This window comes from Streptomyces sp. NPDC058665, assembly GCF_042714995.1.
GTDB lineage: Bacteria > Actinomycetota > Actinomycetes > Streptomycetales > Streptomycetaceae > Streptomyces.
Genome location: NZ_JBHXRX010000068.1, coordinates 1 through 23,342, shown reverse-complemented (window position 1 = coordinate 23,342; position 23,342 = coordinate 1). Strand labels below are relative to the sequence as shown.

General features: G+C 71.9%; 17 protein-coding genes. 11 read left to right on the top strand and 6 right to left on the bottom strand.

Going from position 1 to position 23,342, the window contains the following annotated elements; translation table 11 throughout:
- The first annotated feature begins 106 nt into the window (after window positions 1-106).
- The 4 genes from ACFWV8_RS31950 to ACFWV8_RS31935 all read left to right on the top strand — a co-directional run bounded on the left by ACFWV8_RS31950 (window position 107) and on the right by ACFWV8_RS31935 (window position 7,675).
- Window positions 107-1,651: a hypothetical protein gene (locus ACFWV8_RS31950; protein ID WP_384212070.1), complete on the top strand. Its 1,545-nt coding sequence runs from the start codon at window positions 107-109 to the stop codon at window positions 1,649-1,651.
- A gap of 68 nt (window positions 1,652-1,719) precedes the next feature.
- Window positions 1,720-1,941, top strand: coding sequence for a hypothetical protein (locus tag ACFWV8_RS31945; RefSeq protein WP_384212067.1), 222 nt, complete (start codon window positions 1,720-1,722; stop codon window positions 1,939-1,941).
- Window positions 1,938-2,852 (top strand): hypothetical protein, encoded by a 915-nt coding sequence (locus tag ACFWV8_RS31940; protein WP_384212064.1) that lies wholly within the window; start codon window positions 1,938-1,940, stop codon window positions 2,850-2,852. The genes ACFWV8_RS31945 and ACFWV8_RS31940 overlap by 4 nt, the downstream gene beginning before the upstream one ends.
- Before the next feature lie 86 nt (window positions 2,853-2,938).
- Entirely contained in the window at window positions 2,939-7,675 is a 4,737-nt protein-coding gene (locus ACFWV8_RS31935; protein ID WP_384212061.1) for a hypothetical protein, read from the top strand.
- Between the two features lie 30 nt (window positions 7,676-7,705).
- Here the strand turns inward: ACFWV8_RS31935 and ACFWV8_RS31930 are convergent, their stop codons facing one another.
- The gene (locus ACFWV8_RS31930; RefSeq protein WP_384212058.1) at window positions 7,706-8,191 is read right to left on the bottom strand and encodes a hypothetical protein; all 486 of its coding nucleotides are present in this window, start codon (window positions 8,189-8,191) and stop codon (window positions 7,706-7,708) included.
- Window positions 8,192-8,562: 371 nt separating this feature from the next.
- Between ACFWV8_RS31930 and ACFWV8_RS31925 the strand changes: the two genes are divergently transcribed.
- The 4 genes from ACFWV8_RS31925 to ACFWV8_RS31910 are packed head-to-tail and all read left to right on the top strand — an operon-like array spanning window position 8,563 to window position 12,835.
- The gene (locus tag ACFWV8_RS31925; protein ID WP_384212055.1) at window positions 8,563-11,385 is read left to right on the top strand and encodes a nitrate- and nitrite sensing domain-containing protein; all 2,823 of its coding nucleotides are present in this window, start codon (window positions 8,563-8,565) and stop codon (window positions 11,383-11,385) included.
- On the top strand, window positions 11,382-11,840 hold the full coding sequence (locus ACFWV8_RS31920; RefSeq protein ID WP_329390381.1) for a roadblock/LC7 domain-containing protein: 459 nt from the start codon (window positions 11,382-11,384) through the stop codon (window positions 11,838-11,840). Before ACFWV8_RS31925 ends, ACFWV8_RS31920 begins: the two co-directional genes overlap by 4 nt.
- Window positions 11,841-11,850: 10 nt before the next feature.
- Window positions 11,851-12,246, top strand: coding sequence for a DUF742 domain-containing protein (locus tag ACFWV8_RS31915; RefSeq protein ID WP_329390383.1), 396 nt, complete (start codon window positions 11,851-11,853; stop codon window positions 12,244-12,246).
- Complete coding sequence (locus ACFWV8_RS31910; RefSeq protein ID WP_384212052.1) at window positions 12,227-12,835, top strand: ATP/GTP-binding protein; 609 nt, start codon at window positions 12,227-12,229, stop codon at window positions 12,833-12,835. Before ACFWV8_RS31915 ends, ACFWV8_RS31910 begins: the two co-directional genes overlap by 20 nt.
- Before the next feature lie 157 nt (window positions 12,836-12,992).
- Here the strand turns inward: ACFWV8_RS31910 and ACFWV8_RS31905 are convergent, their stop codons facing one another.
- Both ACFWV8_RS31905 and ACFWV8_RS31900 read right to left on the bottom strand, forming a co-directional pair.
- The gene (locus ACFWV8_RS31905; protein ID WP_384212049.1) at window positions 12,993-13,367 is read right to left on the bottom strand and encodes an Mpo1-like protein; all 375 of its coding nucleotides are present in this window, start codon (window positions 13,365-13,367) and stop codon (window positions 12,993-12,995) included.
- A gap of 158 nt (window positions 13,368-13,525) precedes the next feature.
- A complete protein-coding gene (locus ACFWV8_RS31900) occupies window positions 13,526-14,377 on the bottom strand; it encodes a M15 family metallopeptidase (RefSeq protein ID WP_384212047.1) in 852 nt (283 codons plus the stop codon).
- Between the two features lie 60 nt (window positions 14,378-14,437).
- Between ACFWV8_RS31900 and ACFWV8_RS31895 the strand changes: the two genes are divergently transcribed.
- Window positions 14,438-14,992 (top strand): NUDIX domain-containing protein, encoded by a 555-nt coding sequence (locus ACFWV8_RS31895; RefSeq protein ID WP_384212044.1) that lies wholly within the window; start codon window positions 14,438-14,440, stop codon window positions 14,990-14,992.
- Between the two features lie 21 nt (window positions 14,993-15,013).
- On the opposite strand, the gene ACFWV8_RS31890 is transcribed toward ACFWV8_RS31895, so the two are convergent.
- Window positions 15,014-17,398, bottom strand: a complete 2,385-nt coding sequence (locus ACFWV8_RS31890) for a glycoside hydrolase family 31 protein (protein ID WP_384212041.1) — start codon at window positions 17,396-17,398, stop codon at window positions 15,014-15,016.
- Window positions 17,399-17,622: 224 nt separating this feature from the next.
- Here ACFWV8_RS31890 and ACFWV8_RS31885 point away from each other — a divergent pair, with 224 nt between their 5' ends.
- On the top strand, window positions 17,623-19,611 hold the full coding sequence (locus ACFWV8_RS31885) for an acetoacetate--CoA ligase (protein WP_384212038.1): 1,989 nt from the start codon (window positions 17,623-17,625) through the stop codon (window positions 19,609-19,611).
- An 80-nt stretch (window positions 19,612-19,691) separates the two neighbouring features.
- Window positions 19,692-20,654 carry a hypothetical protein gene (locus ACFWV8_RS31880; protein ID WP_384212035.1) on the top strand — a complete coding sequence of 321 codons (963 nt, stop codon included), beginning with the start codon at window positions 19,692-19,694 and terminating at the stop codon, window positions 20,652-20,654.
- Between the two features lie 58 nt (window positions 20,655-20,712).
- On the opposite strand, the gene ptsP is transcribed toward ACFWV8_RS31880, so the two are convergent.
- On the bottom strand, window positions 20,713-22,383 hold the full coding sequence (ptsP, locus tag ACFWV8_RS31875; protein WP_384212032.1) for a phosphoenolpyruvate--protein phosphotransferase: 1,671 nt from the start codon (window positions 22,381-22,383) through the stop codon (window positions 20,713-20,715).
- Between the two features lie 101 nt (window positions 22,384-22,484).
- Window positions 22,485-22,934: a PTS glucose transporter subunit IIA gene (locus ACFWV8_RS31870; RefSeq protein ID WP_329390401.1), complete on the bottom strand. Its 450-nt coding sequence runs from the start codon at window positions 22,932-22,934 to the stop codon at window positions 22,485-22,487.
- Window positions 22,935-23,342 lie beyond the last annotated feature (408 nt).

Sequence of the window (23,342 nt, the reverse complement as noted above, 5' to 3'; positions counted from 1 at the left end):
CGGCGGGCCGGTGACGGTCCGCCGCGCCCGGCACCGGCCCGCCGGGGCCGCTGGGGCTTCTGCGTCGTTTCGACCGTTGTCAGTCCGAGGACCTAATCTGTTCAACGTGACTTCGCCTGCCTCGACGGACCCTGTTCCGCCCCAGCTCAGCGCGGGGCCGCGGCTCGCCCAGGGCCCGGCCGCCGACGAAGGGCTGGCGCGCCGGCTGCGCGCGCTCGCGTGCACCGCGCCGCTGCACGACCTCGACACCCGCAAGGCCAACCTCGCGGGGGAGTACTCCGTCTACGCGATGGCGGAGGTCGCGCTCGCGGCGATCGACCTCGTGACGCTCAACATGGACTTCGACACCGGCGCGGACCACGAGCAGATAGTGGCCAGACTCCTGCCGCGCGTCGCGGCCCAGGCGCCGCACCGCCCGGCCACCGAGCACGAGCGGGTGGCCCGCTGGGTGGTGGAGAATCTGATCAACGTCGGCAGCGTCGACCGCGGTTTCCGCGCCGTGTACGGCACGTTCGGCGCCGACGGCGTCTACACCCGGCGGGACTACGACTTCAAGCTGATCGAGGAAGTCCCCGGCCAGGGCGGCAGCGTCTATCTGCGCACCACCGACGAGGCGGTCAACGTGCTGGTGGGCGCGTTGGACACCGATGTCACCAGCGCGCAGATCGCCGCCGAGGTCAAGCTGGAGGTGCTGATCAGCAGGGGACGGCTCGCCGACGCCCAACTCGCCGCCGAACAGGCCCGGTACCGCACCGTGCAGTACGCGGAGACGCTGCGCAGGACCCTGGAGGCGACCCGGCGCAACGTCCGCGCGGTCGACTGGCTCAACGCCGTGCCCGACATGATCGCCGAAGCGCTCGACCATGTCGCCGACCGCTACCGTCACGAGAACGCGATCCTCAACAACATCCGCAAGTCCCGCGACGAGGCCGAGACCGGCGCCGACCCGAAGACGGCCGAGCACAAGCGGCGCGCGGCCGAGCTGGTCGACATCGTCAAGGACTGCATCCGCCGGCACACCCAGCTCCAGTCCCGGCTGCTGGAGGCAGGACCGCTGTTCCGCGCCGAGCAGGACCGCCAGGCGTTCGCCGAGCCCACGACCCGCACGGGGCTCGACCTGTACGGCCAACTCGTCGCCCCGCTCCTGCCGTTGCCGGTCGACCGGGCGAGCCGGGTCACCGACGCGTTCTTCGCCCGGGGCACCGGGCTGCGTACGCCCGGGTCCGTCCGGGTCGGCGACCTCGTGGACCTGCTGCTCACGCCTCCCGTGGAGCGGGAGCATCTGGGCGCCGAGATGCCCGAACCCGATCTGATCGCGACCCCCGACGACAGCCGCTTCAGCGAGGAGCAGCTGGCGAGCGCGATGGACCTGCTCGATCTGGAGCACGACGCGCCGCGCAGGCTCTCGGGCTTGCTCGCCGAGGCCCGCCGCCGCGATCCGGACCTGCCCTATCTGGTCGCGCTGCTCGCGATCCACGCGGCCAGTCCGCCGGTCGGTACGGCCTACCGGCAGGGCGAGGAGCGGCTGTTGTTCGCCGTGGACGACGGGACCCCCCTCGACGACGAGGAGTTCGGCGGCGCGGATCTCATACTGGGCACGGCTCTGCTGGACGCCGCCGGCATGACCGCCGACCGTACGGAGGCGGCGTGACGCCTGGGGCGTGCCCGACAATCGGCGCCGTCCGCCGGCGGGGCGGCGGTGGGAGGCATGGCGGAGCCATGGCGACCGACGGCAAGGCGGCGGGGCGCGCCACCAGGGACCGCGAGCCCGGCAGGATCCGAAAGACACGCCCTGGCGGCGGGGCGGCCCACGACACCCGCACGAGCGGAGCGCACGGCATCTCGCGCACCACGCACGGCACTTGCGTCGCCCGTGACTCGACCACTCCTGACCTGACCACCCCCGCCAGAACCACCCCCGGCAAGGAGCAGCGCCCGTGAGCGACCACCAGGCAGAGCACGCCGCCGCGTGGGGCGAGGCGGGCGGCACCGAGACACCCCGCCCTTCCTTCCCCGAGCCGTCGGGCGGTGCTGTCACCCCCGCCGACGCGGCCGACGCCGCCCGCCTCGTCTCCTTCGGGCTCCAGCCCAAACTGCTGCCCGCGCGTGACGCCGAGTACGCCGATTTGCTGCGCCGCTACCGCGAGGAATCGTCCTTCGCGCGGCTCGCCGACGCGGTCGCCACCGGCCTCGGCCTCGTCGTCCTCGAAGTCTCCTCCCGCGCCGGGATGGCCGTGACAGCGGCCGAGGACTCCGTGTTCGCCGTCCGGATGGGCGACTACGCCCGCCGCGCGTCGACCGACTCCGCCGACCGATTCCTGCACGGCCTGGCCCATCTCGCCGTCGCCGCCATGGCTTTCCCCCGCCCCGAAGACCTCGCCGACGACGGCTACATCGGCCGGATCACCGTCAACGGGGTCGACGCCTTCGTCCGGCAGGCCTGCCGCAGACTGGAGGAGAAGGCCGAGGAAGAGGGCGAGAACACCGACCCGGCGAGCGACGCCCCCGGCCTCGAATCGGCCTGGCGCGTCTACGCGCGCCGCAGCGCCACCGGCGCCACCAAGGACGCCCGCCGCCTCGCCGGCTCCACCACCGGCATCATCGGCAAGGCCATGGCCTTCCTCACCGACTCCGGCTTCCTGCACCGCACCGGTGACGACGCCGGAGGCGCGTACCGCACCACGGCCCGCTACCAGCTCCAGGTCCGCGACATGGCGGGCAGCGTCGCCATGGCCGAACTGCTCGCCCTCGGCGTCGTACCGGTCACCGACGGATCCGCCACGCTGCTGCCCCCACCCGACCCGGACGACCTCGATCTGGTCGCCGACGCCGGACTGCCGTTCCACTCCTGAGCCCGGCGGTCGCCGCACCCCGAATCCAGCAGCCCCCACCACCGCCGGTTTCCCTCCGGTCCTGACCACGACGAGAGTCCGCCGCCATGTACGAGCTGTCCCGGGTCCGCCTCTACTCCATCGGGCCTGCCGGTGCGCGCTACGCCGACACCGTGCTCGACCTGCGCGGAGTCGGCGATCCCGTGCCCCACCCCGCCCCTACCCAGGCGGAGTTCTTCGAGGACGAGCCGGTCGGTCCGCCGCGCCGCCCGGCCCCGGCCGGTGTGCTCTTCCTGGAGAACGGCGGCGGCAAGTCCGTCCTGCTCAAGCTGATCTTCTCGGTGATGCTGCCCGGCCACCGCAACACCCTCGGCGGGGCCAGCTCCGGTGTGCTGCGCAAATTCCTGCTCGCCGACGACTGCGGGCATGTCGCCCTCGAATGGCAGCACACCCTCACCGGTGAGCTGGTCGTGGTCGGCAAGGCCAGCGAGTGGCGCGGCCGTCAGGTGTCCAACGACCCGCGGAAGTTCGCCGAGGCCTGGTACTCCTTCCGGCCGGGACCCGGGCTGAGCCTCGACTCGCTGCCGGTCGCCGAGTCGACCGCCGTGCGGCGGCCCGTGGAAGGCGCCTCCGGCGCGAAGGGCCGTCGCCGTACGATGAAGGGGTTCCGGGACGCCATCATCGAGGCGGGCAAGGCGTATCCGCATCTCGACGTGTACTGGGAAGAGATCCACGACCGCTGGATCGAGCACCTCGGAGATCTCGGCCTCGACCCCGAACTGTTCCGCTACCAGCGGGAGATGAACGCCGACGAGGGCGAGGCCGCCGGGCTCTTCGCGGTCAAGAAGGACTCCGACTTCACCGACCTGCTGCTGCGCGCCGTCACCGACACCCGCGACACGGACGGGCTCGCCGATCTCGTCGGCGGCTTCGGCAACAAACTGGGCCGCCGAGCCGAGCTGACCGCCGAGCGGGACTTCACGGCCGGCTCCGTCGACCTCCTCGGGCGGATCGTCGACGCCGCCGACTCCCGGTCCCGGGCCCGTGACATCCACGGCGCGGCCGAGCGCCGCACCCGTACCCTCGCGCGTCGGCTCACCGCCCGCGCCGCCGTGGAACGAGACCGCGTCGGCGACCTCGCCCAGCAGGTCACTGCCGCGGCCCACACCGTCACCGAGGCCGACCGGGCCCGCGGCCACAGCGCGCTCATCGCCGCCGAACTGGCCTACCGGCACGCCTCCTTGGCCCTCACCGTCGCCGAGAAGGCGGCAGCCGCGCAACGGCGGGAGCTGACCGACGCCCGTACGCTCCACTCCGCCTGGCAGGCCGCCGAGAACGTCCTGCGGCACCGTGCCGCCGCCGACCGCTCCGCGCGCGTGGCCGTCGCGATCCGCGAGGCCGAGCGTGACGCGGCGCCCGCCCTGGCCGCCCGCGCGACCGCCGCCGCCGAACTCGTCCGCGCGCTGCACATGGCCGCCGCCGACGGCGAGAGCGTGGCCAACGAGGAGGAGGAGCGCTCCGCCGCCCTCCAGGAGGTCGGCGAGGCCGCGCACCGCGACGCGACGGCGGCGGCCACCGAGGCGCAGCGCGCCCGCAGCGAGAGCGGTCATCTGCGCCAGCGTCTGTCGGAGGTCGAGCAGGAGACCGCCGAGGCCGTACGGGCCGGCTGGCTCGACGACACGGCACCGGACGCCGACCCGGCACGGGCCGCGCTCGCCGCGAGCGACGCGGAGAAGTCCGCGGTCGCCGCCTGGGACACGGCCAGGGAGGCGGCACGCGCCGCCGGAGACCGGGCCAGGGACGCCGCGTCGGCGGAATCCCGCGCCGAGCTCTCCGAGGCCCGCGCCGTCGACGCCGCGCGCGCCGCCGAGCACGAGTACGAGGCGGAGCGCCGTACCGCCGGGTCGATCGCCGCGGAGGAACGCCTCACCGAACTGCTCGGCCTGCCCGGCGCGTCACCCCGCGCGGGCGTCCCCGGCCCCCGCAGCGCCGCGCCGGGCCCGACGGACAGTCCGGCCGGCCCCGGGCAGCTGTCCCGCGTGGAAGCCGCAGCCACCCGACCGCCCCAAGGCCCGCTCAGCCCCGAGGAGTTGGACCGGTACGCCGACGAACTGCGCGAACTGCTCGACCAGGGCGTCGCCGCCGCCGAACGCCAGCTGTTCGACCTCCGCACGGCCGCCGCCGACGACTCCCGCATCCTCGGCGCACTCGGCGACGGCGGACTGCTGCCACCCGGCCCCGATGTCCTGGCCACCGTCGAATTCCTCGGTGAGCACGGCATTCCCGCCCTTCCCGGCTGGCGCTATCTCGCCCAGGCGGTGGACCCCGCCGACCACGCGGCCGTCCTCGCGGCCCGCCCCGAACTGGTCGACGGCGTCGTCATCACCGAACCCGCCACCCACGCCAGGGCGCGCGAAGTCCTCTCCGGCGCCGCCCTGTTGCCGCGCTCGGCCGTCGCCGTCGGTACGGCGGCGGCGCTGCTCGCGCCGGTCCCGGGCCCCGGGCCGTACGGTGACCCGGCCGGCGGCGACGACAGCGGCGTCTTCCTCGTCCCGCCCAACCCCGCCATGCACGACGAGCACGCCGCCGACGCCGAACGGCAGTCCCTGCGCGCCAAGTCGACCGCCCGCGACGAGGAGATCCGCACCCTGTCGGCCCGGCTCTCCGCCGACCGGGCCCTAGCCGCCCGCCTCGGCTCCTGGCGGGCCGCCTGCGCGCCCGGCAGGCTCACCGAACTCGCCGGGACCGCGCGGGCCGCAGGCGAACTGGCACAGTCGGCGGGTGCCGAACTCGCCGAGGCCCGCACGGTCAGGACCGAGGCCGACGAGGCCGCCACCGACACCGCCCGCGTACGCGACGAACGGCAGGAGGCCGCCCAGCGCGCCCGCCGGGCCGCCGACGCCCTCGCGGGCCTCGCCTTCCGCCTCAGGGAGCGGGCCGGCTGGCAGGTCAAGCTGCGCGCGCTGGCCGACGACGCCGCGGAGTCCGAGGCCCGAGCCGCCGCCTGTCTGGAACGGGCCCGCGCGGCCGACGAGGACCGCCGGGCCGCCCAGCGCGCCGCCGACGACGCCCGCCGCACCGCCCGCGCGCTCCGGGCCGAACGCGCCGAGATCGCGGGCGCCCCCGAGCACCTGCCCGAGCCCGAAGCGGACGCACCGCGCACCGCACTGCCCGCGCTGCGCGAGGCCTACCGCGCCGCCTCACAGCTGTACGAGAAGGTCGGCGTCGGCGCCGACCTCCGCGCCGAACAGGCCCACGCGGAGAGCGACGAAGGCGCGGCCCTCGCCGAACTGGACCGGCTCAGCAACAAGGTCCGCACCCGCGCCGCCCAGCTCCTGGAGAGCACCGACGGCGCCGACGGACCGTCCCGGCAGGCCGCGGCGGCCCGCGCCGAATCACTCGTCCAGATGCTGGAGTCGCGCGCGTCGGCGGCCAGTGAGCAGTTGGGGCGCCTGCGCGGCGAGGCCGAGCGCCTCGCACCCGCCGAGGGCGATACCCACACGGACCTGCCGGAGAGCCAGGTCCCCACCGACGTGGAGCAGGCCCAGGCACTGCTCCGCACCGCCACCAACGAACTCGCCACACGCACCGACGCGTTGGACACCGCCCGCTCCGCACACGGCGAACTGCTGCACGCCCACCGCACCGCCGAGGACGCCACCGGCGGCTTCGAGGAGACGGCGGCCCTCCTCGGCGATCTCGTCAGGGGCTCCGCCGACGAGCCCGCCGACGAGGCGCCCGAAGCGCCCGAGCCTTATCCCGGCAGCATCGAGGAGGCCCGGACCGCCGCCGCCGAGACCCGCCGTTCGCTGCGCGGCTGCGCCACGGACCTGTCGGCGGCGGACGCCGCCGTCCGGGAGGCGAGCGACATTCTCGTACGCCACGCCAACTCCACCCGCTACGAGCAGGTACGCACGCCCGCCCGGCAGCAGATCCGCGAACTGCCGGCCGCCGCGCTGCCCGACCACGCCGCGAAGTGGGCGAGCGCCTTCGCCCCCCGGCTGCGCGTCCTCACCGACGAACTGGAGCAGCTGGAACGCAACCGCGACTCCATCGTCGACCGGCTGCGCGGACTGGTGGACTCCGCGCTCACGACCCTGCGCTCGGCGCAGCGGCTGTCCCGGCTGCCCGAAGGACTGGGGGAATGGTCCGGCCAGGAGTTCCTCCGGATCCGCTTCGAGGAACCCGACCAGGCCACCCTCACGGAACGCCTCGGTGAGGTCATCGACGAGGCGACGCGCGCCGCCCTCAAGAAGAACTCCGACCTCCGCAGGGACGGCATGTCCCTGCTGCTGCGCGGCGTCCAGGCGGCCCTCCAGCCCAAGGGCATCGCCGTCGAGATCCTCAAACCCGACGCCGTGCTGCGCGCCGAGCGGGTCCCGGTCGGTCAGATGGGCGACGTCTTCTCCGGCGGCCAGCTGCTCACCGCCGCGATCGCCCTCTACTGCACGATGGCCGCGCTGCGGAGCAACGACCGGGGACGCGACAAGCACCGGCACGCCGGCACGCTCTTCCTCGACAACCCGATCGGCCGCGCCAACGCCACGTACCTGCTGGAGCTCCAGCGCGCCGTCTCCGACGCGCTCGGCGTTCAACTCCTCTACACAACCGGCCTCTTCGACACCACAGCTCTGGCCGAATTCCCCCTGGTGATCCGCCTGCGCAACGACGCGGACCTGCGGGCGGGCCTCAAATACATCAGCGTCGAGGAGCATCTGCGGCCGGGGCTTCCCCAACAGGACCCGGACGGCGAGACGGTGCACGGCGAGATCACGGCCACACGCATGTTCAAACGCTCCCAGACCGCCACCGCGACCACCCCGTCACCGGGGCACACTCCCTAGGACACCCGACAGCCGCCGGGGCGCGGGCGTTCAGGCTTCGGAGAGCCTGCCGGCGCCCCGGCGTCGTATCCGGGCGCCGTCACGCTCCGCCGCCCGCGCCGCACGCCTGGCCCTGCGGCGCTCCCTGCGCAGCTGCCGCGCCGTGCTGCTCGGCACCGACACCACACCGTTGCGCTGGTTCCACACCTGGCGCGTCACCCATACGTCCAGCACCCCCCATGTCGCCACCACCGTGCTGCCCACACTGCTCAGCACCATGGGGAAGGCCAGCCACGAGCCCGCGAGCGTACAGAAGAACGCCACCATGGCCTGGATCAGCGTCACCGACGCGATGATCACGGCCCGCACCGCCGCTGTCCTCACCGGATCCGGCATCCGGCGCCGTATCGCCGGCTCCTCCACCCAGAGCCGCCGCGAGAGGCCCGTGCCCCGCGGGGCCGGCAGCTCGACCTCGACATCCGCGGGCGCCTTCCCCGCCGCCCCCGCAGCCCGTCGCGTGTCCGACTTCGTATTCATGGACCGTAACTCCCCACCACTGTCCGACATCACGGTGACTGCCTGGTCCCGGCCGCTTTCCGTACGTCAGTACCCAAACACAGAGACGAGCGACAGATCCGGAAGATTCCCGCACCCCTATAATTCAGGCCATCTGATCGATTGCGAAAACTGACGTCCCGCCAGGTACTCTGCGCGACAGCGATGAAAGCCATCTCCGTCGATACCGGGACAACTCATGCCCAACTCCCGTGGTTGGGACCGAAAAACGCCCGGACATGGCTTCGAGTTGTCGGTGTGGCAGTAGTAGGCTCACGCCGTTTGTTGACGAGGTTGTCGGTTCTGATGAACACGCCTTCCGCATCGGGTGGAAGGTCGATCTGGGGGAGGCCATGCGCTTTCGCGGGAAGTCCATCCGCCGGAAGATCGTGGCGTTGCTGCTTGTGCCGCTCGTCTCCCTCACGGCGCTGTGGGCGTTCGCCACCACACTCACCGGCCGCGAGGCCAACCAGCTCCTCGATGTCGCCTACATCATCGACAAGGTCGGCGACCCCGTGGAGAACACGGTCAGAGTGGTCCAGCGGGAACGCCGCCAGACCCTCATCTACCTTGCCGATCCCCGTAATTCGGACTCCCTCGCCGAGCTGCGCAAACAGCGCGCCGCCACCGACAGGGCCGTCACGAGGATCAAGGCGAACGCCGAGGACCCCTCGGTACGCGACCAGATGAGCGCCGCCACCTCCGCACGCCTGACGTCGCTCACCGACGCGCTCGACGGTCTGGGCGCGCTGCGCCGCTCCGTCGAGAAGAGCACCGTCACCCGCGGTCAGGCACTCGACTTCTACAACAGGCTCGTCGACCCCTGCCACAGCTTCCTGTCCACGCTGCACGCCCTGGAGGACGTGGAGCTCGACAAGCAGGCCCGTGCCCTGGTCGGCGTCGACCGCGCCCAGGAGATGCTCTCCCGTGAGGACGCGCTGGTCGTCTCCGCGCTGATCAGCCGTCGTGTCTCGTCGGAAGAGGTCCGGCTGATATCCGACCTGGTCGCCAACCGCACCCTGCTCTACGAGACCAACCTCGACGTCCTGCCCGCCGCCGAACGCGAGATCTTCGAGCAGTACTGGGGCGGTCCCGCCACCCAGCCGCTCCGCGAGGCCGAGGAACAGATCATCGCCGCCGGCGCCGGCAAGAACCCCTCCTCGGTGGACGCCGCACGCTGGCAGGAGATGTCCAACCCCGTTCTCCAGAGCCTGGAGCGGGAGGGCGAGGCGGCCGACGACCGCTACCAGGACCGGGTCGAGCCCGCCGGGTTCAACGTCCTGATCCTCGCCGGGATCGCCGGTGTCCTCGGCTTCCTGGCGCTGCTGGTCTCCCTGATCGTCTCCATACGCGTCGGCCGCAGCCTCATCCGCGACCTGTCCGGCCTCCGTAAGGAGGCTCACGAGGTGTCCGGCGTCCGCCTGCCGAGCGTCATGCGCCGACTCGCGGCGGGCGAACAGGTCGACGTCGAGACGGAAGCGCCACGGCTGGAGTACGAGCGCGACGAACTGGGCCAGGTCGGCCAGGCGCTCAACACCCTCCAGCGCGCGGCCGTCGAAGCGGCCGTGAAGCAGGCGGAGTTGAGGCACGGGGTCTCCGAGGTGTTCGTCAACCTCGCCCGCCGCAACCAGGTCCTGCTCCACCGCCAGCTCACCCTCCTCGACGCCATGGAGCGCCGCACCGAGGACACCGACGAACTCGCCGACCTGTTCCGCCTCGACCACCTCACCACCCGTATGCGGCGCCACGCCGAGGGCCTGGTGATCCTCTCCGGAGCCGCGCCGTCCCGCCAGTGGCGCAAGCCTGTCCAGCTCATGGACGTCGTACGGGCCGCGGTCGCCGAGGTCGAGGACTACGAGCGCGTCGAGGTCCGGCGGCTGCCGAGGATCGGTGTCGGCGGCCCCGCCGTCGCCGACCTCACCCACCTCGTCGCCGAACTCCTGGAGAACGCGACGGTGTTCTCGCCCCCGCACACGGCGGTGCAGGTGCACGGCGAACGCGTGGCCAACGGCTTCACCCTGGAGATCCACGACCGTGGCCTCGGGATGAGCTCCGACGCGCTCCTCGACGCGAACCTGCGGCTCGCGGAGACGCCCGAGTTCGAGCTCTCCGACACCGACCGCCTCGGTCTCTTCGTCGTCAGCCGGCTCGCCCAGCGGCAGAACGTGCGGGTCTCGCTCCAGCCGTCTCCGTACGGAGGCACGACCGCGATCGTGTTCCTGCCCGCCGCCCTGCTCACCGAGGCGCCCGAGACCCAGGGCACCGGATTCCGGCTCGACCGGCAGAACCTCGGGGACAAGGCCCGTGCCCGCTCCGACGGCAGGCTCGCCTCGCTGTCGCAGGTCCCCACCGGACTCAGCGGTACCCGCTCCGTGCTCGACGGCCCCATCGAACTCGAACCGCCGCTCACCGGGCGGGAGTTCGAGGAACAGCCCATGAGCGTCGACGCCATCGAGACCGCCGGCGGCCTCGCCGGTCTCGGTGACCTGGACGACACCGAGAGCGAACGCGGCGGCATCTTCCGCGCCCGTGAACACCTGAGGGACACCGGGCGCGAGGATGGCCGGCCGCGCCCCCCGCGCGGCGCCGGTGAACTCCACGAGCAGCACCGCCAGGCCACCGACCAGGACGGGCCCGCCGTCGGCGACGCCGTCCCGCGTGACTTCCCGGCGCAACTGCCCCGCCGCAGCCGCAAGACCCCGAAGCTGGTGGCCGACCACGGCAGGCGGCTGGACGAGCGGGGCGGCGCCCACCCGGCGTCCGAGCCCGCCTCCGGGCCAACCCCGAACGGGTCTTCCGCCGACGCGCCCTCAGCGAACGCGTCGTCCGCCGAGGGGCCCTCCGTGCCGCTCACACCCGACGGAGCCGCCGTGACGCCCGACGAGAACGGGTCACCCGCCCCACTCGGCGGCCTTCCCCGGCGCGTCCGGCAGGCCAGCCTCGCGCCCCAGCTCAGGGAGGCCGTACGGGACGACGCCGAGGCTTCGCCCGCCGACGCCCCGGAACGGGACTACGAGCGAGACGCGGCAGAAGTGCGCAACCGTATGGCTTCCCTTCAACGGGGCTGGCAGCGTGGCCGTCAGCAGAACGACGCCGAAGACACCGACGGCACCACCGAAGGCATCAACGGCCCCGGCGACACAGCAGGAACGACACCGGAAGGGGACGGTCGATGACCGCACCGAAAGCCGCCGCATCTGATTCCACACGCCGCGGATCCGTTCCGGGCGACCTCAACTGGCTCCTGGACGAGCTGGTGGAACGGGTCGGCAGCATACGTAAGGCGATCGTCCTCTCCGGGGACGGCCTCGCCACGGGAACGTCCAAGGAACTCACCCGCGAGGACGGCGAGCATCTCGCCGCCGTCGCCTCCGGCTTCCACAGCCTCGCCAAGGGCGTCGGCAGGCACTTCGAGGCGGGCAAGGTACGCCAGACCGTCGTCGAACTCGACGACGCCTTCCTCTTCGTGACGGCGGCGGGCGACGGCAGCTGCCTGGCCGTGCTCTCCGACTCCGACTCCGACGTCGGCCAGGTCGCGTACGAGATGACGCTCATGGTCAAGCGCGTCGGCGTCCACCTCGGTGCCGCCCCTCGCGCGGAACAGCCCGCCGGACAGCCCGCCACAGGGTGAGTTGAATGCCATGAGCCAAGCAGGCGATGATCCGAAGCACTGGTTCGACGGCGAGGCCGGACCAGTGGTGCGCCCGTACGCCATGACACGCGGCCGGACCAGCAGCGCGACCCGGCACCGGCTCGATCTGATCGCCATCGTCATCCCGGCGTCCGCCGCCGGCGATCCGGCCGGCGACCGGACCCTGTCTCCGGAGCATGTGGAGATAGTCGAACTCTGCAGAGCCAGTCCCCAGTCGATCGCGGAACTCGCCGCGGGCCTCGACCTCCCCGTAGGGGTGGTGCGGGTCTTCGTCGGAGACCTGGTCGAGAGCGAACTGGTGCACGTAACCCGTCCCGTTCCGCCGGCCGAGCTGCCGGACGTGAACATTCTCCGCGAGGTGATCAATGGTCTTCGGGCGCTCTAGCCGTGGACAGCGGCCGATCGAGCCGGTGACTCTGAAGATCCTGGTGGCCGGCGGCTTCGGAGTTGGCAAGACCACCCTCGTGGGCGCGGTGAGCGAGATCAAACCGCTGCGCACCGAGGAGGTGCTGACGGAGGCGGGCCGGCCCATCGACGACATCGCCGGGGTCGAGGGCAAGACCACGACCACGGTCGCCATGGACTTCGGGCGCATCACGCTCCGCGACGACCTGGTGCTGTATCTGTTCGGCACACCGGGCCAGGACCGCTTCTGGTTCCTCTGGGACGAGCTGGCCCAGGGCGCGCTGGGCGCGGTCGTCCTGGCCGACACCCGGCGGTTGGAGGACTCCTTCGCGGCGATCGACTACTTCGAGCGGCGGGACATCCCGTTCGCCGTCGCCGTCAACTGCTTCGAGGACGCCGTCCGTTTCCCGGCCGATACGGTCCGGACGGCGCTCGATCTCGACGCGGAGGTTCCGCTGCTGATGTGCGACGCGCGGGGCCGCGAGTCCGTCAAGGACGTCCTGGTGGCGGTCGTGGAACACGCGATGATGCGCGCCCGGCAGCAGCGCGAGCCCGCGGTCACCACCTGACCCGGTATCGCGGCGACCGACGGCCGACGAGCGCCGCTGCCGACGACACCGGCTTGAACACGGCCCGTACCCCCACCGACAGGGGTACGGGCCGTGAGTCTCGCCCGCCGGACGCCGGCCTGACCCGGGCCCGGACCTGGGCCAGTTGGCCGGCCGGTCAGCGATTCTCGGCGAGCCACTTCGCGGCGATCTCGGCCAGTTCGGCGTCCCGCCCCGCCAGCATCATGCGGATCATCTGCACGTCGCCGCGCAGCGACCACGCGGGATGCCCGAAGCTCGCGGGATTGTTCTTCTCGATGAAGAAGTGGGCAGGCCAGGCGGTTCCGTAGCCGATCAACGGCAGCGCCGCCACGTACCGCTTCCGGCCGCGCGCCAGGCCGTAGACGCTGACGGCGAGCCCGGTGAGCGTCCCCGTGAGATGGACCCAGCGGGTGGCCGTGCGGGAGTGCATCGCCACGTAGTACGGCCAGAATTCCTCGTACGACTCGTACGACTCGTATGTCGCCGTTGTGCCCGTTGTCTCCGTTGCCATACGGGCACCGTAACGGGTCCGCAGGGAAGGGGAAACGGGCAGAAGAGAACCAGAAACGGGCGCGGCGCGTCCGATACTGGTGAAGGGTCGGCCGGAGCCCACGGGGGTGGTCCCGGCCGGCCGTTCATCCGCCGATCGTCTCCGGCCGTCCTCCGCCGTCAGTGACCGATGACCGGGCGCCAGGACACCGGGAAGTCGAAGTAGGTGTCGGGGAAGAGCTCCGGCTTGTGGGTGAAGTGCCACCACTCCTCGGGGAGGTTGGTGAATCCGACGTCGGCCAGCGTGCTCTTCAGGAGCTGCCGGTTCGCGCGCTGCTTGCCCTTGATGCGCGGGTCGTCGGTGTGCGACAGAGTGTCGAAGCAGTCGTAACCGGTGCCCATGTCCACGGAGTTGTCCCGGAACCGCTCACCCTGCGGCGCGTAGCAGGGGACGAGCTTCTCGCCCGGCACATACGGCCGCGTCGGCCTGGCCGGCAGTTCCACGATCGTCAGGTCGACCGTACTGCCACGGCTGTGCCCGGACTTCTCGGCGATGTAGCCGTCGGTGAACAGTCTCGACTTGTCGACTCGTGGATAGAACTCCGTTTTCATCTTTTCGTCCGCCAGATCCTTCGCCCAGCGGACGAAGTGGTCGACCGAGCGCTGCGGGCGGTAGCAGTCGTAGACCTTGAGGGAGTAGCCCTGCCGCAGCAGTGTCCACTGCGCCCGCTGGAGCGCCCGCGCGGCCGGGCGCGTGAGGACGCAGAGCGGCTGCTCGTAACCGTCGACCGGCACGCCCACGAAGTTGTGCGGCGTGAGATAGCGGATGTCGTGGAGGATCGTCGGTGCCACGGTCCGCAGCGCCACGAACTCCTCGGGCGCCATGGGTGAGAGCGGCCGGGCGGGCCTGGACGTCCCGGAGGCTTCGGACGTCCCGGTCGCCCCGGACGCCCCCGGAGCCCCGGCGGTGACGGCGAGCAGCGCGGCAGCGGCGGCGGCCAACGCGCGGAGTGTGGAAGCGAGTCGTGTCATGGGCACACCGTCTATCAGTTCCACGGCCCGCGGGAAAGACTCATCGGCTACAGTCCGCGCGTGCCCGACCTCAGAAACGACTTCGTGAAGAACTCCCACTGCGGCACCTGCGGCTCGCCGTACCCGGCGGACGCCGGCTGGCCCCGCATCTGCCGCGTCTGCGGCGACACCGCCTACCGCAACCCCCTGCCGGTCGCGGTCACCCTGCTGCCCGTCACCGACGACCGCGGCACCTCGCTCGTCGTCATCACCCGCACCATCGAGCCGCGGCGCGGTCACGTCGCCCTCCCCGGCGGCTTCATCGACCATGACGAGGACTGGCGGCACGCCGCCGTACGGGAGTTGCGCGAGGAGACCGGCATCGAGGCCGCCGAAGCCGACGTACGGCTGGCCGACGCGATGAGCTCGCCGGGCGGCCATCTGCTGCTCTTCGCGCTGCTGCCGGAGCGCCCCGTCGCGGAGCTGCCCGAGACCGTCGCCACCGACGAGACGGAGGGATGGCATCTGCTGCGCGCCCCGGCCGAGCTGGCGTTCCCGCTGCACACGCGGGCCGTACGGTCCTGGTTCGGCGGCCGGTACGACACGGCCCAGGAACCTCCCGTACGCCCCGCCTGACCACCTTCTCGCCGGTGCCGGTCACCTCCGCCGGGCGCGCTGCCCCCGCACCCGTACGGGAAGTTTCGGCGGCACCACCCCGTCGTCCGTCACCCGCTCGACCACCACCTCGCCGCGCACCAGCCGCGAGGTGTACCGCTCCACCTCCGGATGCGCCCACCCGTCCCCGGCGTCCCGCACCACCAGTCCGCCGCCCGTACGCCGCGGCGCCGGCGGCCACACCTCCAGCTCGATCCCCCCGGGCGTCCCGTCGGCCTCGGCCGGGCCCCGTACCGGGATCACCGCGCCCGCCCGCGCCAGCACCGGGATGTGCGACAGCGGGGCGTCCAGCAGGACCTGACCGGGCCCCTCGTACGCCGTCCCGGTCGCCGTGTCGTACCAGCGCCCGCGCGGCAGCCGCACCGCGCGCCGGTCCGCACCGGCCTCCAGCACCGGCGCCACCAGCAGCGAGTCCCCGAGCAGGAAGGCGTCCTCGCAGTCCCGCAGTGCCCGGTCCTCCGGCGAGCCCCACCACACCGGACGGGCGTACGGAGCGCCCGTCAGCCGTGCCAGCTGCGCCAGCGTCATGAAGTACGGCCCCAGCCGCTCCCGCTCCAGCAGGGCCGCCCGCGCGTGTCCGAGCACCTCGTCACCGAACTCCCACGGCTCCCTGCGGCCCGCCTCGATCGACGCGTGCGTACGGAACAGCGGCAGATACGCGCCCAGTTGGTACCAGCGCAGAAACAGCTCCGGCGACGGGCTCCCGGTGAAGCCACCCACGTCCGGCCCCGAGTACGGCACCCCGCACAGCCCCAGCCCCAGCACCAGGGAGAGCGAGGCGCGCAGCCCCGGCCACCCGGTCTCCACATCACCCGACCAGGTGCCGCCGTAGCGCTGCATGCCCGCCCATCCCGAACGGGAGAAGAGGAAGGGCCGCTTGTCGGGCCGCAGCCGAAGCAGACCCTCGTACCCGGCCATCGCCATCGTCAGCCCGTACACGTTGTGGGCCTCCCGGTGATCGCCGCCGCGCCCGTCGAGCGCGTGTCTGGCCGACCGGGGCAGCGTCATGTCCCCGAACGGCGCGAACGACACGGGCTCGTTCATGTCGTGCCAGACCCCCGAGAAGCCCTGCGCCAGCCTCTCCTCGTACAGACCGCCCCACCACTCGCGCACCGCCGGATCGGTGAAGTCCGGATAGACGCACTCGCCCGGCCAGACCTCACCCCGTACGTCGTCACCGCGCGCGTCCCGGACGAACGCACCGGCCGCCGAGCCGCTGTCGTACGTCTCGTTCCCCGGCTTCGCCTTCACCGCCGGATCGACGATCGAGACCAGCCGCACTCCCCGCGCCTTCAACTCCTTGGCGAGAGCGGGCAGATCGGGATAGCTCCGCCGGTCGACCGTGAACACCTGATGGCCCTCGTAGTGATCGATGTCCAGATGGAGCGCCGACAGCGGCAGCCCGCGCTCCCGGTAGCCCGCCACGATCCGCCGCACCTCCTCGGCGCCGCCGAAACCCCACCGCGCGTGCTGCGGCCCCAGCGCCCACGCGGGAGGCAGCGCGGGCACCCCCGTCAGGGCCGTCCAGCCGTGCAGCACCCGCGCGGGTGTGCCCACCAGCACCCAGCAGCGCAGCGGACCGCCCTCCATCCGCACCTCGGAGGTGCCCGGCCTGTCATGACCGGAGCCCGCGCCCTCCTCGCCCTCTTTAAGAGTGATGCGCCCGTCCCACGAGTTGTCGTAGAAGGCGAGATGCGTGCCGCCGTCCGCCACCACGAGCTGCACCGGCATGGTGATGTAGAGCGGATCGTCGCCAGGACCGAAGTGACCGCGCGGATCGGTGTTCCAGAGGCGGTACACACCGTCCCGCAGCCGGGGCCCCGAAGCCCGCCCGCCGAGCCCGAAGAAACGCGCGTCCGCGGCCACCTCGGCCCGCTGCGCCCAGCGCGCGGGCCCCTCGCCGTCCACCGGCTCCCACCAGCGCGGCGGCAGCTCACGGCGCACCACGACACCCCCCGGAGTCGCCACCTCCACCCCGCCGTGCCGCGAGACCGTGACCGTCACACGCTCCGAGATCACCCGCCAGCCGCCGTCCTTGTCCGGCTCCAGCACGGCCCGCGGATCGGGCTCGGGCGGATCGCACTCCAGCGCGTACGACGGCAGCGGCCCGGCCCCGTCCCAGCCCCAGAAGACCCCACCGCCGACGGCCACCCACACCCGCAGCTCGGCCCGCGCGAACCGGACGATCCCACCGCCCGCCAACGGCTCCGCGCCACTCATCGGTCCGGGCACCCTGGCCCGCTCCGCGCCACGAGCCGGCAGATCCCGTCCGTCCGTACGCCGGTGCCGCCAGGCCGACCGAACCGTCCGCATCCCCCGTACCGAACCGACATCTTTCATCGAACGCAGCAGTTCACGACCGTCCATGCTGATCAGCCTGCCATCCGGCCGAGACCGAACAGCCCGCGTTCAACTGCCGTTCACCCGTGGTCCGGCCATATGTCTCCCACGCCCCATCCAGGCACACAGCAGGGCCTGTCTGGTGCGAAGGACGATCACATGGCATCGTCCAGTGGAAGCCGGGGCGCACCTCCGCACGCGTGCGCGCGCCCCACGTACACCACGTGTCGAGCCAGCCCGGGAGCAACCGCATGACCTCAGCAGCCAGTCCAGCGCCACTGTGGCAGCCGGACGCCGACCGGATCGCGGCGGCGCACGTGACCAGATTCCAGGCCTGGGCGGCCGAACGGTACGGCGCCCCCGCCGAAGGCGCCTACGCGGCGCTGCACCGGTGGTCGGTCACGGAACTCGAAACGTTCTGGAAGGCCGTCGCCGACTGGTTCGACGTACGGTTCTCCACCCCGTACGAACGCGTTCTCGGCGATCGCGCCATGCCCGGCGCCGAGTGGTTCCCTGGCGCGACCCTCAACTACGCCGAGCACGCCCTGCGCACCGCCGACGACCCGGCACGCGCCGGCGAACCCGCGCTCCTGTACGTCGACGAGACCCAGGGACCCACGCCCCTGAGCTGGGCTGAACTGCGCCGCCAGGTCGCCTCACTCGCCGCCGAGCTGCGCGCCCTCGGCGTACGCCCAGGAGACCGCGTCAGCGGCTACGTCCCCAACGTCCCGCAGGCCGTCGTCGCCTTCCTCGCCAGCGCCGCCGTCGGAGCCGTCTGGACCTCCTGCGCACCGGACTTCGGCGCCCGCGGCGTCCTCGACCGCTTCCAGCAGATCGAACCCGTCGTCCTGTTCGCCGTCGACGGCTACCGCTACGGCGGCAAGGAACACGACCGCACCAAGACCGTCGCCGAACTCCGCGCCGAACTGCCCACGCTGCGCGCCGTGGTACACATCCCGCTCCTCGGCACCCCGGCCCCCGACGGCACCCTCGACTGGTCCGCCCTCACCTCCGCGGACACCGAACCGGTCTTCGAACAGGTCCCGTTCGCCCACCCCCTCTGGGTCCTGTACTCCTCCGGCACCACCGGCCTCCCCAAGGCCATCGTCCAGTCCCAGGGCGGCATCCTCCTCGAACACTTCAAGCAACTCGGCCTCCACTGCGACCTCGGCCCCGGCGACCGCTTCTTCTGGTACACCTCCACCGGCTGGATGATGTGGAACTTCCTTGTCTCCGGCCTGCTCACGGGAACGACGATCGTCCTGTACGACGGCAGCCCCGGCTACCCCGACACCGGCGCCCAGTGGGGCATCGCCGAGCGGACCGGGGCCAAACTCTTCGGCACCTCGGCCGCGTACGTCATGGCCTGCCGCAAGGCGGACGTGCACCCCGCACGCGACCACGACCTGTCCAAGATCGCCTGCGTCGCCACCACCGGATCCCCGCTGCCGCCCGACGGATTCCGCTGGCTCCACGACGAGGTCGCCGAAGACCTCTGGATCGCCTCCGTCAGCGGCGGCACCGACGTCTGCACCTGCTTCGCCGGAGCCGTCCCCACACTCCCCGTCCGCATCGGCGAACTCCAGGCCCCCTGCCTCGGCACCGACCTCCAGGCCTGGGACCCACAGGGCCGGCCCGTGCTCGACGAGGTCGGTGAACTCGTGATCACCAACCCCATGCCGTCGATGCCCGTCGGATTCTGGAACGACCCGGACGGCAGCCGCTACCACGACAGCTACTTCGACATGTACCCCGGCGTCTGGCGCCACGGAGACTGGATCACCCTCACCGACCGGGGCTCGGTCGTCATCCACGGCCGGTCCGACTCGACCCTCAACCGCCAAGGCGTACGCATGGGTTCGGCCGACATCTACGAAGCCGTGGAACGCCTCCCCGAGATCCGCGAGTCCCTCGTCATCGGCCTCGAAGAGCCGGACGGCGGCTACTGGATGCCGCTCTTCGTCCACCTCGCCGAAGGAGCCGAACTCGACGACACCCTGCGTGCCCGGATCAAGACGACCATCCGCCAGGAACTCTCGCCGCGTCATGTCCCCGACACGATCATCGAGGTCCCGGCCGTCCCCCACACCCTCACCGGCAAGCGGATCGAGGTCCCGGTGAAACGCCTGCTCCAGGGCACGGAGCTGGCCAAGGCGGTCAACCCCGGATCGGTCGACAACCTCGAACTGCTCCACTTCTACGAGTCCCTAGCCCGCGAACGGCGCGCGAACCGCGCCTAGGGCTGCCCTGGGACCGGCGCCGTTGTCAGACCCCCTGGCTACTCTGAGTGAGCATTGATCGACAGCGCTCAGGGGGAGTCATGGCGCACACCAACCGCACGAACACCAACCGCGGACAGCGCGGGAAGACCGCCGGACGGACCGGCCCGACGGGCACTTCGGGACGCGCGCGCAGCGAACTGCGCGCACTGCGCCGCGAAGTGCCCCGCACCGTCGGGCTGCTCGCCGACGAACGGGACTTCGCCGCCATGCGGGGCTACCGCACCTTCACCTTCGACGACCACCGGAAATATCTCCGGCGGGTCGACGGACTGCTCCGCTCCCTCGCCACCGAGGGAGCGCACACATCGGTCGCCCTCTTCGACCCGGAGGAGTTCGCCGAGTACTGCGCGGAGGCCGGACACGACCCGGACACCGTCATCGCCCGGGGCCGCTTCACCGCACGCATCGCCGCGAGCGGCGGCGCCGTCGTGCCCTACACCGGGCAACCCGTCGGCCAACTCGTCCCACAACTCGTCAACACCGCCGTCCGCAGGGCCACCTGGGAGTACGCCGCGATGGTCCTCGCCGACCTCGGGGAGTGCGCCGACTGCGGCGTGGACATCGGACGCGCCTCGTTCGACCGCGCCTCACGGCTCCTGACCCATCTGATCGAGCGCGCCGGACCGGGCACACACCACCTCGTGTGCAGCGTCCCGGCACCGGACGAACAACTCCTCGCCGCCCTCCAGGTGATGAGGCCCGACACCGGGCCCGCGCGGCTCGACACGTCCGAGAGCGCGGAGTTCGTGACCGTCCTCGCGGCGGGCATCGCACTCGACAGCCCCGGCGGAGTCGTCCTTCGTACGACGCGACCGGACGCCCCGGACCGGCTCCACGGCTGGCGGCTCAGGGGCAGCGGCCTCGCCCCGCTCAGCGAAGGCCAGGTCTTCAGCGCCTACTGCACCGACGCCGACACGGGCGAGCCGCTCTCCCCGGAGCCGGGGGTGGAGTACCGCGCGGGCTTCGACCTCGGTATCGAGGACGCGGACATCCACCGCTGAACGCGAGGAGCTTCCCGCCGCGATGCGACGGGAAGCTCCCAGGACGCCGAACGACGGGTCACTCGCCGGACAGCACACCCTGGGCGGCGGCCCGCGCCTCCTCGGCGGTGTCGGCCGCGCGCGCGGCGGCGGCGGCACGCTCGCACTGCGCGAGCGAGTACTTCGCCAGCGTCGCCCGTACGTACGGGATCGACGCCGCGCCCATCGACAGCGACGTCACACCGAGCCCGGTGAGCACACACGCCAGCAGCGGATCGGCAGCCGCCTCACCACACACACCACAGCTCTTGCCCTCGGCACCGGCGGACTCCGCGGCCATCGCCACCAGATCGAGCAGCGCCGGCTGCCACGGGTCCTGCCACCGCGCCACCGCGCCCACCTGACGGTCGGCCGCGAAGGTGTACTGAGCGAGATCATTGGTCCCCAGCGAAAGGAACTCGACCTCCTGAAGAACCGAACGCGCCCGCAGAGCCGCCGACGGAATCTCCACCATCGCCCCGAACTTGGCGTTCAGCCCCGCCTCCCGGCACGCGTCGGCGAACGCCTTGGCGTCGGTCCGGTCGGCCACCATCGGCGCCATGACCTCCAGATACACCGGAAGCCCCTCAGCGGCCTTCGACAGCGCGGTGAGCTGCGTACGCAGCACATCCGGGTGGTCGAGCAGACTCCGCAGCCCGCGCACACCGAGCGCCGGATTCGGCTCGTCGGCCGGGGTCAGGAAGTCCAGCGGTTTGTCGGCGCCCGCGTCCAACACCCGTACGACCACCCGGCCTTCGGGAAACGCCTCCAGCACCTGCCGGTACACCTCGACCTGCTTCTCCTCCGACGGCGCCCGCTTGCTGTCGTCCAGGAACAGGAACTCGGTACGGAAAAGCCCCACACCCTCGGCGCCCGCCTCCACGGCCGCCGCCACATCGGCGGGACCACCGACATTCGCCAGCAGCGGCACCTTGTGCCCGTCGGACGTCGCACCCGGCCCGGAGGAGGCGGCCAGCGCGGCCCGCTCCGCCTCGGCGGACTTGGCAAGCTCCGCCCGCCTCGAAGCGCTCGGCTCGATGAAGACCTCACCCGTACTGCCGTCGACAGCGACCATCGTGCCCTCCGCCACCTCGACGGCACCGGGCAGCGCCACCACGGCGGGCACCCCGAGCTGTCGCGCCAGAATCGCGCTGTGACTGGTCGGCCCGCCCTCCTCGGTCACGAAGCCGAGCACGAGCGTCGGATCCAGCAGCGCCGTATCGGCGGGAGCCAGGTCACGCGCGACCAGTACGTACGGCTCGTCGCTGTCCGGCACACCCGGCATCGGCACCCCGAGCAACCGCGCCACGATCCGGTTCCGTACGTCATCCAGATCCGCGACCCGCCCGGCCAGATACTCACCGGCGCCCGCGAGCAGCTCCCGGTAGGAGGCGAACGCGTCGTACACGGCACGCTCCGCCGTACTCCCGTCGGCGATCCGCCGCTCCACGTCGGACATGAGTTCCGGGTCCTGGGCCATCATGGCCTGCGCCTCAAGAACCCCCTGCGCCTCACCACCGGCCAGATTGCCCCGAGCGATCAGGTCGGCGGCCACAGCCTCGACGGCCTGCCGCGCACGCCCCTGTTCGCGCTCGGCCTCCTCGGCCGGGATCTGCCTGACCGGCGGTTCGAGAACCGCTGTACCCATGTGCCGAACCTCGCCGATGGCCACCCCATGGCTGACGCCGACGCCTCGCAGCGTTGTCTGCATTGCACCCGTCTCCGGTTGTGCGACGACCGACCGGATCGCCGCGGTTGATGAACTGACCGCCGGTCATGACGGCCGACGGCCGTGACGACTGTCCGGCGTGGTCAGCGCCAGCCGAAGAGCGTGTCGCCGGACTTCACTTCGCCGTCCCGGACGACATCCGTCAGCGCCTCGGCGCCCGCGTCCAGCGCCACCACCGGACACACCGGGGACTTGCCGGCGGCCTCGACATCGACGGGATTCCAGCGCACGACGCCCTGCCCGCGCCGCACGGTGTCGCCCTTGGCGACGAGGAGTTCGAACCCGGCACCGTTGAGCTGGACCGTGTCGATACCGAGGTGCGTCAGCACGCCGTGTCCCTCGGAGTCGAGTACGACGAAGGCGTGGGGATGAAGGGAGACGACGACCCCGTCGACCGGCGCGACGGCCTCGGACGGCTCCCGTACGGGGTCGATCGCGGTACCGGGGCCCACCATCGCATCGGAGAACACCGGATCCGGCACAGCCGCGAGTCCGATGGCGCGTCCAGCAAGCGGGGACGTCACGCTGGTCATGGGGGCCTCCCAGGGGCGGAGATTCGTCTGCCGTCGTCACCGCCTGTCATGGGACGACGTACCGTTCAGAAGCGTAAGTCATATGAAGTGCCGGTTCCGCCCGAGAGCTGCCAGTTGGCGGGTCTCACCAGGGGCGGAAAACGATTTGCCTGCCAACAGGGACGGCATGTACTGTCGTGCCCCTGCCTGACGCCAACGCGACTTCGAGTCTGCGGTCGGCAGCACCTATCAAGTCAGAAACTCTCTCGGATTGCTGCTTCCGCATGCCTGCGGAAGGTGTGGTCAGAGGAAGCGAAAAGGCCTGCTAGGGTTTGAAACGCAAGACAGCAGGACCGAAGGGAAAGCCCGGAGGGGCCCGGAGACGGGACCGAAGGAAGCGTCCGTTCCTTGAGAACTCAACAGCGTGCC